Genomic DNA, 15,770 nt, shown 5'->3' with positions numbered 1-15,770 from the left:
TAGGAGAGAGTATGTTTCGTTTAATTATACCGTGTTTGGTATTACTATTATCAGCATGTACCACCAGCAGAGTTGCTGATGATATAGAGCTTAGCCCTTCAAAAACAGTGGCACTAATGCCGCTTGTTAATCATGCTCAAACACCGCTTGCAGGTGAGCGTGCTGAAGATATTTTAGCCAGCATTTGGCAACAAAATAAATTACCAACTTTAATACGTGCACCTCGCGTAAACAGCAAAGAGCTTCCACCGCTGGATGATCAATACCGTTTAGACAATGCTATGCAATGGTTAAGCACTCAACAAGCTGACTATGTACTAACAGGCAGCATTGAAGAGTGGCGCTATAAAGCAGGCCTTGATGGCGAACCTGTTGTTGCACTTACATTATCACTCACTGTAAATGGACAAACCACACCAGTTTGGACAGGTACTATTGCTAAAAGTGGCTGGGGTCGCGATAGCATTGCAGCAACAGCACAAGATGTGATTGCCGATTTAATTTCTTATATAGAGGTTAGTGAGTGAAAACACATTTCCTTAGACCAAGAGACGTTCCTGAGCTACAAATATGGGCTGAGGTATTTATATTTACCGCGCTTGCTTTAGGGCTGCCTGTATTATTTAACGCACAGGACCCATTTTGGACTGAGGGAGGGTTTTCGTGGCCTGTACTTGGCCCACTTTTAGTTTCTTTACGCTATGGCTTTTCAAAAGGCTTTATTAGTATTTTATGTTTGCTTGTTGGCCAACTTTTTTTACTTCAAGCAAATATTTTATCACCGCAAAGCGACTTCAATATTAACGCTATGATTGGCTACATTATTGTAATTATGATCACTGGCGAATTTAGGGATGTGTGGGAGCGTACTAATCAACAGCAAAGTATTCAGCTTGAGTACGTAACAGATCGTCTTGAAACATTTACTCGTCAGTATCATTTAATTAATTCATCTCACGATAGAATTGAGCAAATGCTAGCTGGCCATACGTTGAGTTTACGTGAATCGCTACAAGCAGTAAGAACCTCTATCGGGCTATTAAAAGAAAGAAGACTTGATAGCGCAGCGCAAAAAATAATCGACTTATTTGTTGAGTACGGTTCGCTAGAAAGAGCAGGATTGTATAAAGTTGAAAACGACAGTGTTTTAGAGCCACCACTTGCCTCTATAGGTAAAATGAGTCAAATAGCTAAAAACGATCCTCTTATATTAGCGATGATCGAAGAAAAGGAATTAGTATCGGTAAAAGACGAAAAAGCATCATCGGGTATAAGTAAATACCATATGGCAATCCCACTTATCGACGTAAACAATACTATTTACGGCGCTATTTTGGTTGAAAGAATACAATTTTTTGCGCTTAAAAATACAACTCTAACATTACTTGCTGTAATGGCTGGGCATATAGGCGATTTACTTCGTCATGAAATAACAAACCCAGTAATGACGTATGAAGAGTCTCCATACTTTATTCGCCAAGTTAAGCGCGCAAATAAAGAAGCAAAACGATACAACATTCCATCGCAGCTACTAAAAATAAAAGCCAACAATATTACTGATAAATCGACTCAACTTATGAGTTATTTAAGTGAAGCCCGCCGTGGTTTAGACATTTATTTATATGATGATAAAAATCAGATATTACTGCTATTAATGCCATTAGCTGATGAACTTGAAAAAGCAGGCTTTATTGCCCGAATGAACACTTGGTGTAAAGAGCGCACTGGTAGCACTTTAGCTGAGCTTGATATTGTTATTGAGCAACAACTTGCACTACCAATAAGCTCAGATGACATAAAGAGATTGGTTTCACTTTCATGATTATAATTATTGTAGCGGCTATTTTAGGGTGTATTTGTCAGTACTTTGCACTAATAGAAGTACTGGAAACACCTGATTGGTTTTTAGCTATACTATTGCATGCTATTGCTAGCATCCTTTTTGCTTTTGTTAGCTATTTCCTGATACCTAAAAAATACAAAACGACTCCCTATAGCTCTTTACTACTCATGTTTTTATTGTTGTTTACATTGCCTGTACTTGGAATTATAGGCGTTGTAGTAGCGCTTACGTTTGCTCTGTGTAAACCACTCAAAAACGATGACATAGAAATTGAAGAGCATAAAATACCTGAGCTTCCTTTTGAAGCCAGAGCAATATCAGCAAACCCGACCTATTCTATGGGCGGACTTAAAGCAATTTTGAAGCATGCTAGTGAACCAAATAAACGTCTAAGTGCCGTAATGGCGGCTCGTCACATGAGTGACTCACAAGCTATTCCTATTTTAAAGCTAGCACTTAAAGATTTAGAAGATGATATTCGCCTACTCGCCTACTCAACCCTTGATGGTAAAGAAACCAAACTCAACGAAAAAATCAGTTTGTACCAGCAAGAAATAGCCATTACGACTAAGCAGCCAAAGTTAAGTAATTTACAAAAACAACTAGCCGAACTTTATTGGGAACTTAGCTACTTAGGTTTAGCACAAGGTGCGCTTCGTAAATACGTTTTAGAAAAAGCCGAAGCACTTGCACAGCAAAGTATTGAGCACGTAAAAACACCTGCAACCTTTATATTTTTAGGGCGTATATCTTTAGCCTTAAACAAATACGAAATAGCCCATGAGTACTTACTAAAAGCAACTGAGTCGGGCATGGCAAGGCGTCATGTTCTCCCCTATAAAGCCGAAGTTGCCTTTTGTATGAACAAGTTTGACGACTGTAAACGCTACTTAAAAGAACTCCCAGAACAACCTAAGGGCAGTGAATTACGTCATTTACAGGAGTATTGGCATGAGTAACAAAAATGCAGACATTTTACTGCTTTTAGAAGGTACTTACCCTTATGTGCGTGGTGGCGTATCTAGCTGGGTCCATCAAATAATTGAAGGGTTACCTCATTATAACTTTGAGCTTGTTTTTATAGGTGGAGCGCCAGAGCATTATGGCGAGATTCAATATACCTTGCCTGAAAACGTTACCAAGCTGCATATTCATTATTTAGTACAAAATGATACCTCTGAAATAAAAGCTAAGCACGGGGTTAAATATAAAAAAGAACTCTTTGATTTTTGGCAGCAACTACAAAATTATTTTAGAGATTGTAACGAGCCAATCCCGACTGAATTACTAAAGTTTGCATTTGAAACTTTAGCTAAAAAAGACGGTATTAACGAAGCCGACTTTTTATATAGTGAATCGTCATGGCAAGTACTCACTAATTATTATTCAACTTTTTGTGATGAATCCTCTTTTATTGACTTTTTTTGGTCATATCGCAATTTATATAAGCCGCTATTTAAAATAGCCGAAATTGCACGAGGGCTTCCTAAAGTTAAACTTATTCACTCAATATCTACCGGGTATGCGGGTATTTTAGGATCTGGCGCCAGTGTAATAAGTAATACTCCCTTTTTGTTGACCGAGCATGGTATTTACACCAAAGAGAGAAAAATAGATCTTATTCAAGCCAGTTGGATCAAAGAGTCAGAACAAAGCCTAGGTAAAAACTTAAATACCGAGATGGGCTTTATTCGCCGAATGTGGATCAGCTTTTTTGAGCAAATTGGCCGAACAACATACCAAGAAGCAGATAAGATCATTTCGCTATACGATGGTAACAGGCAGCGCCAAATAAAAGATGGTGCAGCGCCAGAAAAAGCATTTGTTGTGCCTAATGGCATTAAAACAGTGCGCTTTATTGAAGCGCTTGATCAGCGTCCAAAACAGATACCACCGGTTGTTGGATTAATTGGACGTGTAGTGCCTATAAAAGATATTAAAACCTTTATACGTGCGATTAAAGAAGCGCAATCGATATTACCAGAGGTCGAAGGCTGGATCATCGGCCCTTTCGAAGAAGATCCACAATACTACAAAGAGTGTGAGCTACTGGTAGGCAGCCTTGATTTACAAAACAGTGTTAAGTTTTTAGGTATGCAAGATATTACTAAAATTTTGCCTCAGCTCGGAATTGTAGCTTTAACCTCGATTTCTGAAGCGCAGCCTTTAGTGCTTTTAGAAGCAATGGCGGCTGGTGTGCCTGTACTTGCTAGTGATGTTGGCTCGTGCCGCGAAATAATCGAAGGCGGAACCGATGAAGATAAAGCGTTAGGTAAAGCCGGTGAAGTTGTCCCAATTGCTTCTCCGAGCGAAACAGCAAAGCAAATATCAAACATGCTAACAAATGAGCAAACTTGGCTTGAGTATCAAAAAAGTGGTTTAGACCGCGTACAAAAATTTTATGACGAGAGCCACATGTTTGCCCGTTACGATAAACTTTATAAGGATACAATAGCATGGCTGGAATAGGTTTTGAGATACGAAAAATTCTCAAAAAAAATACCCTGCTCTCAGTTTTTGAAGCATACGGCTACGCAGGTTTAATAGGCTCAGGGCCTTGGTTGCTCTCTATTGTAGCGTTAATGCTTATTGGTATTTTAAGTTTAGGAATTGTATTACCTAAAGTACTTATTATTCAATTTTTAACGCTTGTTACCTACATGATGGCCGCCTCACTTATTTTAACGGGTGGTTTGCAGTTATTACTAACTCGATTTATTGCCGATTTATTTTTTCAAAAAGAAGAGGCAAAGGTACTGCCTAATTTACTTGGTGCGCAACTTATAACAACAATAGCCGCGCTATTGGTAGGCTTGGCTGTATGGCCTATGCTCCCTATACCTGTTGTTACTAAGATTATAATTTTAGGTGCCTTTGTAAGCTTATGTAATCAGTGGCTTGGCGCTATTTTTCTATCAGGTATGAAAGAATACCGGTTAATTTTAATAACTATGCTAAGTGGTTACGCCTTTATGGTATTGCTTGCATATTTATTAAGAGACTGGCAGTTAGACGGCTTATTTTTTGCGTTTTTTGCAGGCGAAGCTCTGCTCTTTTTTAGCTTTTTGTTTATGATTATTCGCCGCTACCCAGGTGAAAAACTTATAAGCTTTGACTTTTTAAGCAATAAAAAAGTGTATTACAGCCTATTCTTTTGTGGTCTGTTTTATAACATTGGTGTGTGGGCTGATAAAATCATTTTTTGGTATTCACCAAGCACATCAATTCAGATTATTGGCACGTTAAGAGCCAGCCCAATTTACGACTTACCTATATTTTTAGCCTATTTGTCTATTATTCCCGGTATGGCAGTATTTTTAGTAAAAATGGAAACCGACTTTGTAGAAGAATACGACCGTTTTTACACAGCTATTCGAGAGGGTTCATCGTTAGAAGAGATTTACTATTTAAAAGACAATATGATCCAAACTGCACGTGCCGGTTTATACGATATATTTAAAATTCAAGGTATTACCGTTGCCTGCTTATTATTATGGGGCGAGCAAATACTTACCTTTATTGGTATTGATCCAAACTATAAAACGCTTTTATTTATTGATGTAGTTGGTGTGGGTGTACAAGTTATATTTTTGTCTATTTTAAATATTTTGTTTTATTTAGATAAACGCTCAACCGTCCTGTTTTTAGCGGGACTATTTTTGGTAATAAACGTTGTTTTAACTTTGCTATCAATCGCTTTTGGGCCGCAGTTTTATGGTTACGGCTTTGCTCTCTCAACTATTATTACCTCTGTTGTTGGCTTATTTTGGCTTTCTAAACAATTTGAAGATTTAGAATACGAAACGTTTATGCTGCAATAGCATAATATAAAGGCTGCTGATGCAGCCTTTATATTTAAAGCTTTTCGTACAAAATAAAATAATTAAATATTGGAAAGCGGCTGATACACACCATGTTTATAGCTCATATAAGCGCCTCAGTTTAAAGTAAAAAAGACTAGCTCAGTAAAGATATAAAATGGGTATAAAACAAAGGGCTTATAAAAACCAAGCCCCTACCTTGGCTTAGCTAATCTCTTATACAATTAGACTTAACTAGTTTAGCTTTATACTAAATGAGGTAGCCGTTGCAATTACTTACTCACCCATCGCGCTTTAAAACCACGCGTATCAACATGTATAAATGCGCCTCTGTGCGACTTAGGCCCATAAATACCTAAACCACCTAGCAAACCTTTAAATGATTCACGTCTAGCTAACGACTCCACTATATCGGCCATCGCTTTAGCGTCACCAATTGAATGCTTACCGTCATTATTTATATCATCCATACGGTAGTTGCCATCGTTATCTATAAAAATATCGGCAGCATCACCAAATACATGTCGGCTAAGTTTTACATTGCCAATTGATTTGTTGTAGTACGGAGTTCTATAACCGCTCATAACCACCATATTACTAACCGGTATACCTTCTAAAATCAGTTCTTTGCGTATTTTTTCTAGTTTAAGTAGCAACTTATTTTGTAAAAATAAATACTTTGGGTACTTACTTCGCTGCTTACTAACAAATTCTTTTAGTGAAAAGTGAGGTGATATTTTTACGTTTTCATTTTCAGGCGTTACCTTAACAAAGCCATCGGGCACTATGTAGTGTGAAGCGTCTTTAATCTGTGAAGGTTTAGGATAGTGCCCAATGTGGTAATACTTGAGCTTTCCTCCTTCAACATTGTCTGCCGGTACTTTTACAAATACGTTGATTTTCATACGCTGTTTTTTATCGGGCGACTCAATAATTACCGTTGTTAAACCAGGCTCTTTGGGTGCTTGCCATTGCCAGCGGTTGGTGTCTGTAAGCTTAGATTTCCCTTGAGTGTTAATTAGCGTGTAAGCATTTTTTGATTGCGCAAAAAGCACTTCAAACTCAACTTGCTCTTTGGGCATTACAAATACTGAAAACACCGAATATGGCATAACTATATCGTTAATTTTTAGGCTAAATTCTGCATCTTCAAAGTTGGCTTTGTTTTTTATATCAACTACCTGATGTGCAGGCTTTATAGGCGCGGCAGCAAATACACTATTGCTAAATATAATTGTGAATATGGCGATAGAAATATAATGAATAAATTGCATAAACCCTCTCATTATTTATTTTTTAATAAAGCGGCAATCACCGATTGTTCGTCATTTTTTAATAGCGCTTTTTTATCGCGTTGATATATGTCATCTCTAAAGTTAACCAGCTTATTTTCGTCAACCCATGCAGTCCAATAAACTAAATGAATAGGAAGAGGCTCATCTAAATAAAACGTCTGAGTACTATTTTGAGCAAGTGCTGTGTCCATATTATTGAGTGTTTGCGCTTCTCCTTCGTACTTAATAATTTCACGCGCTAACGAAAAAGGCTTTTCTATTCTTATACAGCCATGCGATAAAGCTCGATTTGCTTGGCTAAAACGGTGCTTTGCTGGTGTATCGTGAACATAAATTGCTTCGGCATTGGGGAATAAATACTTAACCTCCCCTAGGGGGTTTTCTTCACCAGCACGTTTTACTAAAAAGTGATCAAATTGGTACGGCTTAATAGAATCCCAATCAATGTTGCTTGGATTAACAGTTTGTGAGTCTAGGTAGCTGTTTTTTCTAATTTCAATATTATTTTTTACAAGGTAGTCAGGATCCTCGGCTACCTTTGGAGCAATTTCTTTGGTGGCAATTGAGGTGGGTATACGCCATTCAGGATTAACTACAAACTTTTCTATTTCGTCGCTAAATGCAGGTGTTTCCCAACTTGGTTTACCTACAATTACGTTATTTTTTAATTTTACATCGCCAGCTTTTACAAATCGTAAGCTGTATTCAGGAATATTTACATACACATATTGCTCATCACTTGCGCCTGCAAAGTTAGTTATTCTATAAAAGTTAAGTTTTAATTTATCGAGTTTTTGCTGTGCGGGCACATTAAGCGATGCAAAAGTACGCTTACCCACTCGGCCATCAACTTTTAAACCATGGCGGCTTTGAAATTGCTTAACAGCTTGCTCTATATCTTTATCAAACGTGCATATAACTTCGTCGCACACATTAGTTTTTAAGTCACGCTCTTGGTATAAACGCTGTGCAAGTAAGCTCACTTGTTTATTATTACTGCCTAGTTCAAGCAATTCATCGTTATATAAGTGTGTAAAACCACCTTTGTTAACTATTTCTTGATACCAATTAATGGCTTTTTCTGTACGTTCAATTAACTGCGCTGAATATTGGTCAAAGTAGTAGGTGTCATCTGCTTGCACGTAATTTTGTGAGTTGTAAGCAGCTAGTGAAGAGTTAGCGAGTACCACACTTTCAAGCTCATTGGCAGCGAGTGTTGGTGCTGAGCATAAACCGCTCATGCCAATAAACAATGCAGTTATTAAAGTAAAACCCTTTGCTTTAGTATGCGCTTGATTTGAAAATGACCCCTTCACTGTGTACCTCCTCGCTAAATATCGTTGATAAATGCTTTTGTACTTACCACTAAGTAGTACTCTGGAGGTGCAACGGTAATGCCAAATTAAAGTTTCAAAATAAACAATTGAAATTTAATGACTTTTTAAAAACCCTTATTCTAAACGTTAATAAATTAAACTAGAGAATATGTAATTAATATGCTCAAGTGTGTAAAGTTGCTATGGCAATTAATCTTTTAAAAAAGCTAAAAAACCACGTTCATAACGACTCAAGTACTTTGTTTTTCGTGGTAATGAAAGGGACTCTCTCCACGCAGTTTGAGTATCTTCATCTTCTTTACACAGCGTAATTAAATCGGGATGCACATAAGATTTGCGTGCTATAGCGTGAGTATTACCAAGTTGCTCAGATACGCTATCAAGCATGCTTTTTAAACTAAGCGCCCCTTTAGCTTTAGCTAATTGTTTGAATGCAATAACGCTTGCTCGCCAAGTTCTAAAGTGTTTTGCACTAAACTCCTCACCCATTATTTGCTGAATGTATTGGTTTATTTCACTTGATGTAACATTTGTGCGCTCACCTTCATTTATATACTGAAATAAATGCTGCCCGGGTAAATCTTGTAAGTCTTTTATAACATGGCTAAGCACCCTGTCGGTTATATTTACTTCACGTTCTTTACCTGACTTGGCACGATATTTTAGCTGAATATTTTTGCCCGTGAGTTTTGCATGGCGTGTTCGTAATGTTGTAGCACCAAAACTTTTATTTTGCTTTACGTTACGCTCGTTACCTACCCTCAGCGCACCTAAATCCATAAGTCTTACAACTGCTGCTAAAGTGCGCTCAATATTAAGTTCATCGCCTTGTAAGTCTGTTTCTAAACGCGCTCTTAACAAAGGGAGTTTATTACCAAATACTCCACATGCTTGGTATTTTTTTGCTTCTTGTTGCGCCCTAAATTCAGGATGGTAGCGGTATTGCTTTCGCCCCTTACTATCAAATCCTGTCGCTAAAATATGCCCGTTTTCTTCTGGGCAAAACCAGGCGTTTTTATAGGCAGGCGGAAATGCCAATCCATTCAAACGATCAATCACATTTTGCTCTTTTATTTGCTTACCGATTGGATCAAAGTAAAGCCAACTTTTATGTTTAAGTTTACGAGTGATCCCTGGTAAATTATCGTCTACATAAATTAGCTTCATTAACCCTCCAGTTATATTTAAGCATGCGTCGGAATATAAAATGTATCACTTTAAAATAACCTTAAACTGAACAAGATTATTGATATATAATAAAAAACCAACAACAATTATAAATACTTAATATATATTAATAATTCTATTTAGGTTTTCGCAAAAGTAGGTCTAACTTACGCGCCAGCAACAAGTCTATTACGATTAAACTCGATGCACTTAGCGCTAAAATAAAGCTACTTGAGATAGATTTATTATCCTAAGTTCAGATTAATTACACTTTGTCCCCCGCAATTGGGGTGCTGTTTAAATGGAGAATTCAATGGCTTTTGATTATGGATCGATTGATCTTGGACTAAAAAACCCCTTCAAACTGGAAGGTAAAGTAACAGCATTAAGAGGACTCATTGAGTCTATAGCAGGTATTAGTTTACTTGTTATTGCTGCGGGCTCTGTGAAAGAAGATACAACCGCAGGTTGGATTTTAATGGTGTTTGGCATGCTTATTTTAGCATTCGGCATTCGCTCACTATCGTCAGGTATTTATGCAACACTTAAATACTTTGTAGGTAGAAACCACCCAACTTCACTTGCTTATAACTACAGTAAATCGCAAGCATCAACCGCTCAAGAAGAACAAAAAGAAGTAGCCTACACAGCGCAATCACTTGAAGAAATGCTGGTTGGTCGTAAAAACAGTACATTTAAAGAGCCTAATGGTTTTTTATCACGCTTACTTCACAGCTTAATCCCTAAGTTATTGTTTCTACCATATCCAATTCGAAATGTTGCCCAGCGATTATTTGGCTCATGGGTAAGCACCTTTGTCGCCCTTATTGCTTATGGCCTTGTTGCATTTGTATCTTTGTCGGGCTTTACCGGTGAAGCTGGGGAATTAGCATTTCCGGTTTATAGTGCAATATTAATGTTTTACGTGCTTTTTTCTTGGCGCTCTACAGGTAAACCTATCTCTCGAAATGCAGAAAAGAATATTGAAGCACTTGGTACTGGTGCACTTGCTAAAATTATTTCGTTATCTTTTATTTTACCCATCGCTATTGGTCTTTCTATGTCATGGTTGATGAAAGAGCAGCACATTAGTAAACAAGAAATAGATAGCTGGCTTGAGCAACTGCCTAGTCTTCATGCTGGAATGTACTTAATTGCAATTATTATATTAGCAACTCTAAGCTGTGCGCTTGCTTTTATCATGATTAAAGCGCGTTTAAATTCAGTTACCCCTTCAGCTGAAGTATCTGAACTACGTGAAAACTGGCAAGAGTCTGTTCATCCAGACGAGATTTTCATAAACCTCGATAACCTAGTAATGGCTAATCGCCGTTATAAAGAAGTACCTAACAGAGTTTACAGAGAATTAGACCCTAAGCTTCAAGAACAAATAGAAGGTAAAGGCGGTTTTAAAGGTGAAATGATCCAAGAGATTCAGCCTAAACTGCACTCAATGGACTTAGGTAAAAACTTTACACTCGCGAGATTACTTGCTTTGGTGAGCGGTAACTTACTTTATATTGTAGCGTTAGCATTTACTGTACTTTTAGCGTATTCGTTTATTAATATTTACCATTACATTGATGCGGCAAATATTAATAGTTTTAAACAGGCATTTAATAACCAACATGTTATTCAATTTAGTGAGCTATTAATGACAAGCTTTCACTTATTGCTAATAGGCGTACTTATTAAAGCATTTGCGCAATTACTTGCAAACACAGCGCATCTATTTTTTGCAGAAATGCAATTTGAGTCACTGCTTGTGTACTTTAAATGTGAAGGCACTTTTACTGAGTCTAAAATATCAACAGGTACTGGTATTCACGATAGCACCCGTTCAGAAAATACTTTAGTACGCAGTAGCATAACGCCTTGGATTATTGTTTCTCGTGTTATCTCTACTACGTTTGCTGCAACAGGTATGAAAAACCTTGAACATCCTCGCCACATTATGGAAATGCATAAAGACGAAGGACAATTACAAGCAATCAAAAAAGACGTTATTGCATTCTTAAAAGACCGCGAATCTATCGCCTCAATCACCAGTGAGCGTGATTTAGGTAATGCGTCACAAATACATCAACTAAACCAACAAACGCGCGCTATACCTACTCAGCAAGCGATAGCGAAAGATGATGAAGAAGCTGCCGGGTATTTAAGACAAGAAGAAAACTTATCTCCCGAGCCCAAGGGTTAATTAACCTCAAACCTAGATAATTTTTATTAATGCCACCTTGTTAACTTAGGTGGCATTTATTTTAACCTCTATTCAATACTTTTTAACTTTATTACCTCTTTTGCACTCAACAACATGATTAATATTGGATTAGTTCACAAAGCCCTTGCTTTATGTGCCAAAACACAAATAATGAAAGGATTAATTACAGGGTAAGAATGAGGACAATGAGCTATATACTAACCACCCAATGTGCTGATGATGTAGGCTTAATAGCTAAAATTACAGGGCTTTGCCATAAAAATAATTTAAACATTACGCGTAACAACGAATTTGTAGATAAAGACGCGCAGCGATTTTTTATGCGTACAGAGCTTACAGGCGAGCCACAAAGCGACTTTTTAGATCAACTACGCGCATTGTTGCCACAAGGCGCTAAACTTGCGCTACATTGCGGCGCAAAAACTAAAGTAGTTTTACTGGCAACTAAAGAAGCTCATTGTTTAGGTGGTATGCTGTTAAAGCAATTTGAACAAACTCTTAATATTGAAGTACTCGCTGTAATTGCTAACTATGCTGATTTAGAGCCGCTAGCTAAAGGGTTTGGGGTGCCATTTCATGTTGTATCGCACGAAGGGTTAACCCGTAGCGAGCATGATAAAAAGGTAGGCGATTTAATTGCCAGTTACAATCCTGACATTATTGGCCTTGCCAAATACATGCGTATTTTAAGTCCTGAATTTGTGGGTCGATTTGAAGGTAAAATAATTAATATTCATCACTCATTTTTGCCAGCATTTATAGGTGCTAAACCTTATCATCAAGCATTTGAGCGCGGCGTAAAAATTATTGGTGCTACCGCTCACTTTGTTAATAATGAGCTTGATGAAGGTCCTATTATTTTGCAAGATGTAACCAGCGTTACACATGCGAATACCGCCGAAATGATGGCAAAAATGGGCAAAGATGTTGAAAAGACTGTGTTTTGTAAAGCACTTCAACTTGCCTCAGAGCATAAGCTATTTATTAATGGTAATAAAACCGTGGTGTTTTCTTAGCATTACTCCAACTGCTTAATTATTCTACACATAAAAAATGCCAGCATTGTTGCTGGCATTTTTTTGCTCATAAATAAGCTAATAACTTTTTAAATGTAAATTATGCCTGCTCTATTGGTTCGAGCTTTAATTTAGCGGCAATTAAAACGGCTTGGGTACGATTGTACACACCGAGTTTTCTAAATATGGCTGTAATGTGTGCTTTTACTGTCGCTTCTGATATGTGTAGTTCATAAGCAATTTGCTTATTAAGTAAACCTTCGTGCAGATATTGCAGCACTCGGTATTGTTGAGGCGTTAATGAGGCAACTTGCGCTGCTATTTCTCTATCTTCACCTTCAATTTCAGCTACTTTGTTTTTTAGCTCTTTTGGTAGCCATGTATCGCCTTCAAGTATTTGGTTAATTGCACTGGCAATATCATCAGACGATGATGATTTAGGAATAAAACCCATAGCGCCGTAGCCCATTACTTTAGAAACGATATTCACGTCTTCACTACCCGAAACAACGGCAATAGGTAAGCTTGGGTATTCTTCTCTAATACGAATAAGACCATATAAATCACCATTACCTGGCATGTGAAGGTCTAGCAGTAATATATCAAGATCCTCTTGCTCGCTTAACACTTGCAGTGTGCTGTCAAAATCGGATGATTCAAAAACCTCTAAACCCTCAAATTTTGCGCTCAGTGCGCCCTTTAGTGCTTCACGAAATAACGGATGATCGTCCGCTATTAAAAACTGACTCATGGTTCACTCCTAATAAATTCGGCTGCCAGTTAGGTTTAAAACCTTTACTGACAGCCGATATACTACGTTTAGAATCAACTTGTAATCAAGTTTTTAACGCACATTTAACGATTTAATCTGTTCTCGATTAGTTCATCGACAACTGAAGGATCGGCAAGCGTTGACGTATCACCGAGTTGTTGGTGCTCATTTGCAGCGATTTTACGTAAAATACGACGCATAATCTTGCCTGAACGTGTTTTTGGCAAACCCGGTGACCATTGAATCATATCTGGAGATGCGATTGGGCTGAGCTCTTTACGAACCCAATTACGTACCTCTTTAGTTAATTCATCGCTTACTGTTATGCCTTCGTTAGGCGTAATGTAAACATAAATACCTTGGCCTTTAATATCATGCGGGTAACCTACAACAGCAGCTTCTGCTACCGCTTCATGCGCAACTAACGCACTTTCAATTTCGGCAGTACCAAGGCGGTGCCCAGACACATTAAGTACATCGTCCACACGACCTGTGATCCAGTAATAACCATCTTCATCACGACGACAACCATCGCCTGTAAAGTAAACTCCTGGGTAGGCGCTAAAATAAGTTTGTTCAAAACGTTCATGGTCGCCATAAACAGTTCGAGCTTGCGATGGCCAACTATCTAAAATAACTAAATTACCATCTACGGCACCTTCGAGTGTATTACCTTCAGCATCAAATAATGCAGGCGCAATACCAAAAAATGGATGTGTTGCAGAACCTGGTTTTGTATCAGTAGCACCCGGAAGTGGTGTGATCATAATGCCACCGGTTTCTGTTTGCCACCATGTATCAACAATCGGGCAATTAGATTTACCAATACTCTCGTAATACCATGTCCACGCTTCTGGATTTATTGGCTCACCTACTGAACCTAAAATACGTAAACTATCGCGATGTGACGAAGCTGTAGGCTCATCACCTTTAGCCATTAATGCTCTAATTGCTGTAGGGGCGGTATATAAAATAGTAACACCGTGTTTATCAACTACTTCGCCCATACGCCCTGCAGTTGGATAAGTGGGGACACCTTCAAATAAAACCTGAGTACAACCGTTTACCAATGGCCCGTACGCAATGTAACTGTGGCCTGTGATCCAACCGACATCGGCACTACACCAATACACATCATCTTCTTTCAAATCAAATACGTATTCATGTGTCATTGATGAGTAAACTAAGTAGCCACCTGTAGTATGTACAACACCTTTAGGCTGACCAGTAGAACCTGATGTATACAATATAAACAAAGGATCTTCAGCATTCATTGGCTCTGGCTCGCACTGTGCCGGTAAGTCAGCAACTAGCTCGTGCCACCATATATCGTGCTCATTCCAATCAACTTCACCGCCTGTTAATTGGTGCACAATAACGTGTTCAATTGTGGTTACAGTTTCTTGCGCTACCGCTTCATCTACATTTGCTTTTAATGGAACACAATTTCCTGCTCTGCGTCCCTCATCAGAAGTAATAACAACCTTAGCGCCAGAATCTCTAATACGATCAGCAATAGCCGATGGTGAAAAACCACCAAATACAACAGAATGAATAGCACCAATACGTGCACAAGCTTGCATTGCATACACCGCTTGTGGGGTCATTGGCATATAAATAGCTACGCGGTCACCTTTTTGTACACCCAGTTTTTTTAAACCATTGGCAAATTTAGCCACTTCATCATGAAGTTTTTGATAAGTAATGTTCTCACTTTGAGAAGGGTCATCACCTTCCCAAATAAGCGCAATTTTGTCTGCTTTCGTTTTTAAGTGGCGGTCAATACAGTTGTAAGACGCATTTAAATAGCCATCTTCATACCATTTAATACTGATGTGGCCTTTATCAAAAGAGGTGTTTTTAACTTTAGTGTAAGGAGTAGACCAATCGAGGCGTTTGCCATGCTCACGCCAAAAACTTTCAGGGTCATCAATAGATTGCTTATAAAGCGTATTATATTTATTTTTATCAATGAGAGTCGCATCTTTAATATGCGCAGGAACTGGATAGATACTTTGTGACATCTTCGTCTCCATTTAAATTACTTGCCTTAAGCTTTTATCAAGGATTACTCAGCAGTACTTTATTAAGTATTAGACCTTAGTTGTACTCTACTCCAATTTACTCATTAGTAGTTTATAATCCACCTGCTTTCAATTTTTTTACATAAATAATACAACGCGTTAAATGTAAGTAAATGCAAACTAATCAACTCTAAAACCTTAGTCTTATAGACCAATAGGTAATTGAGTAAATATTGCACATATTCAAAAGTGTTTGTGTACTTTAATAAAGATA

Annotated in this window: 12 protein-coding genes; 7 read left to right on the top strand and 5 right to left on the bottom strand. The window is 37.9% G+C overall.

Annotation, left to right across the window (positions count from 1 at the left end):
- Nucleotides 1-11: 11 nt before the first annotated feature.
- From QMA08_RS15270 to pelG, 5 genes are read left to right on the top strand one after another with little or no spacing between them, the layout of a single operon-like run.
- A complete protein-coding gene (locus QMA08_RS15270) occupies nucleotides 12-527 on the top strand; it encodes a hypothetical protein (RefSeq protein WP_002958938.1) in 516 nt (171 codons plus the stop codon).
- Nucleotides 524-1,822, top strand: coding sequence for a PelD GGDEF domain-containing protein (locus QMA08_RS15265; protein WP_039486759.1), 1,299 nt, complete (start codon nucleotides 524-526; stop codon nucleotides 1,820-1,822). Before QMA08_RS15270 ends, QMA08_RS15265 begins: the two co-directional genes overlap by 4 nt.
- Nucleotides 1,819-2,802 (top strand): HEAT repeat domain-containing protein, encoded by a 984-nt coding sequence (locus tag QMA08_RS15260; RefSeq protein WP_033020714.1) that lies wholly within the window; start codon nucleotides 1,819-1,821, stop codon nucleotides 2,800-2,802. Before QMA08_RS15265 ends, QMA08_RS15260 begins: the two co-directional genes overlap by 4 nt.
- Nucleotides 2,795-4,312: a GT4 family glycosyltransferase PelF gene (pelF, locus tag QMA08_RS15255; RefSeq protein WP_193226202.1), complete on the top strand. Its 1,518-nt coding sequence runs from the start codon at nucleotides 2,795-2,797 to the stop codon at nucleotides 4,310-4,312. Before QMA08_RS15260 ends, pelF begins: the two co-directional genes overlap by 8 nt.
- Nucleotides 4,300-5,664: an exopolysaccharide Pel transporter PelG gene (gene pelG / locus QMA08_RS15250; RefSeq protein WP_010554451.1), complete on the top strand. Its 1,365-nt coding sequence runs from the start codon at nucleotides 4,300-4,302 to the stop codon at nucleotides 5,662-5,664. Before pelF ends, pelG begins: the two co-directional genes overlap by 13 nt.
- A 272-nt stretch (nucleotides 5,665-5,936) precedes the next feature.
- Here pelG and QMA08_RS15245 read toward each other — a convergent pair whose 3' ends face one another.
- From QMA08_RS15245 to QMA08_RS15235, 3 genes are all read right to left on the bottom strand, one after another.
- Nucleotides 5,937-6,938, bottom strand: a complete 1,002-nt coding sequence (locus QMA08_RS15245) for a D-Ala-D-Ala carboxypeptidase family metallohydrolase (RefSeq protein WP_290174841.1) — start codon at nucleotides 6,936-6,938, stop codon at nucleotides 5,937-5,939.
- Nucleotides 6,939-6,949: 11 nt separating this feature from the next.
- Nucleotides 6,950-8,275 carry a L,D-transpeptidase family protein gene (locus tag QMA08_RS15240; protein ID WP_290174839.1) on the bottom strand — a complete coding sequence of 442 codons (1,326 nt, stop codon included), beginning with the start codon at nucleotides 8,273-8,275 and terminating at the stop codon, nucleotides 6,950-6,952.
- Between the two features lie 210 nt (nucleotides 8,276-8,485).
- Nucleotides 8,486-9,463 carry a DNA topoisomerase IB gene (locus QMA08_RS15235; RefSeq protein ID WP_290174838.1) on the bottom strand — a complete coding sequence of 326 codons (978 nt, stop codon included), beginning with the start codon at nucleotides 9,461-9,463 and terminating at the stop codon, nucleotides 8,486-8,488.
- 313 nt (nucleotides 9,464-9,776) lie between these two features.
- Between QMA08_RS15235 and QMA08_RS15230 the strand changes: the two genes are divergently transcribed.
- Both QMA08_RS15230 and purU read left to right on the top strand, forming a co-directional pair.
- Complete coding sequence (locus QMA08_RS15230) at nucleotides 9,777-11,663, top strand: hypothetical protein (protein WP_039486747.1); 1,887 nt, start codon at nucleotides 9,777-9,779, stop codon at nucleotides 11,661-11,663.
- Nucleotides 11,664-11,869: 206 nt separating this feature from the next.
- Nucleotides 11,870-12,700, top strand: a complete 831-nt coding sequence (purU, locus tag QMA08_RS15225; RefSeq protein WP_024597310.1) for a formyltetrahydrofolate deformylase — start codon at nucleotides 11,870-11,872, stop codon at nucleotides 12,698-12,700.
- Between the two features lie 100 nt (nucleotides 12,701-12,800).
- Here the strand turns inward: purU and QMA08_RS15220 are convergent, their stop codons facing one another.
- Together QMA08_RS15220 and acs are read right to left on the bottom strand one after the other, a co-directional pair.
- Nucleotides 12,801-13,451 (bottom strand): response regulator transcription factor, encoded by a 651-nt coding sequence (locus QMA08_RS15220; protein ID WP_002958948.1) that lies wholly within the window; start codon nucleotides 13,449-13,451, stop codon nucleotides 12,801-12,803.
- Between the two features lie 104 nt (nucleotides 13,452-13,555).
- Nucleotides 13,556-15,496 carry an acetate--CoA ligase gene (acs, locus tag QMA08_RS15215; protein WP_039486744.1) on the bottom strand — a complete coding sequence of 647 codons (1,941 nt, stop codon included), beginning with the start codon at nucleotides 15,494-15,496 and terminating at the stop codon, nucleotides 13,556-13,558.
- Nucleotides 15,497-15,770 lie beyond the last annotated feature (274 nt).

Origin of the sequence: Pseudoalteromonas sp. APC 3355, assembly GCF_030407615.1 — a bacterium.
Classification (GTDB): Bacteria; Pseudomonadota; Gammaproteobacteria; order Enterobacterales; family Alteromonadaceae; genus Pseudoalteromonas; species Pseudoalteromonas distincta.
The sequence above is the reverse complement of the archived record's forward strand: the minus strand, read 5'-3'. Positions and strand labels throughout refer to the sequence as shown.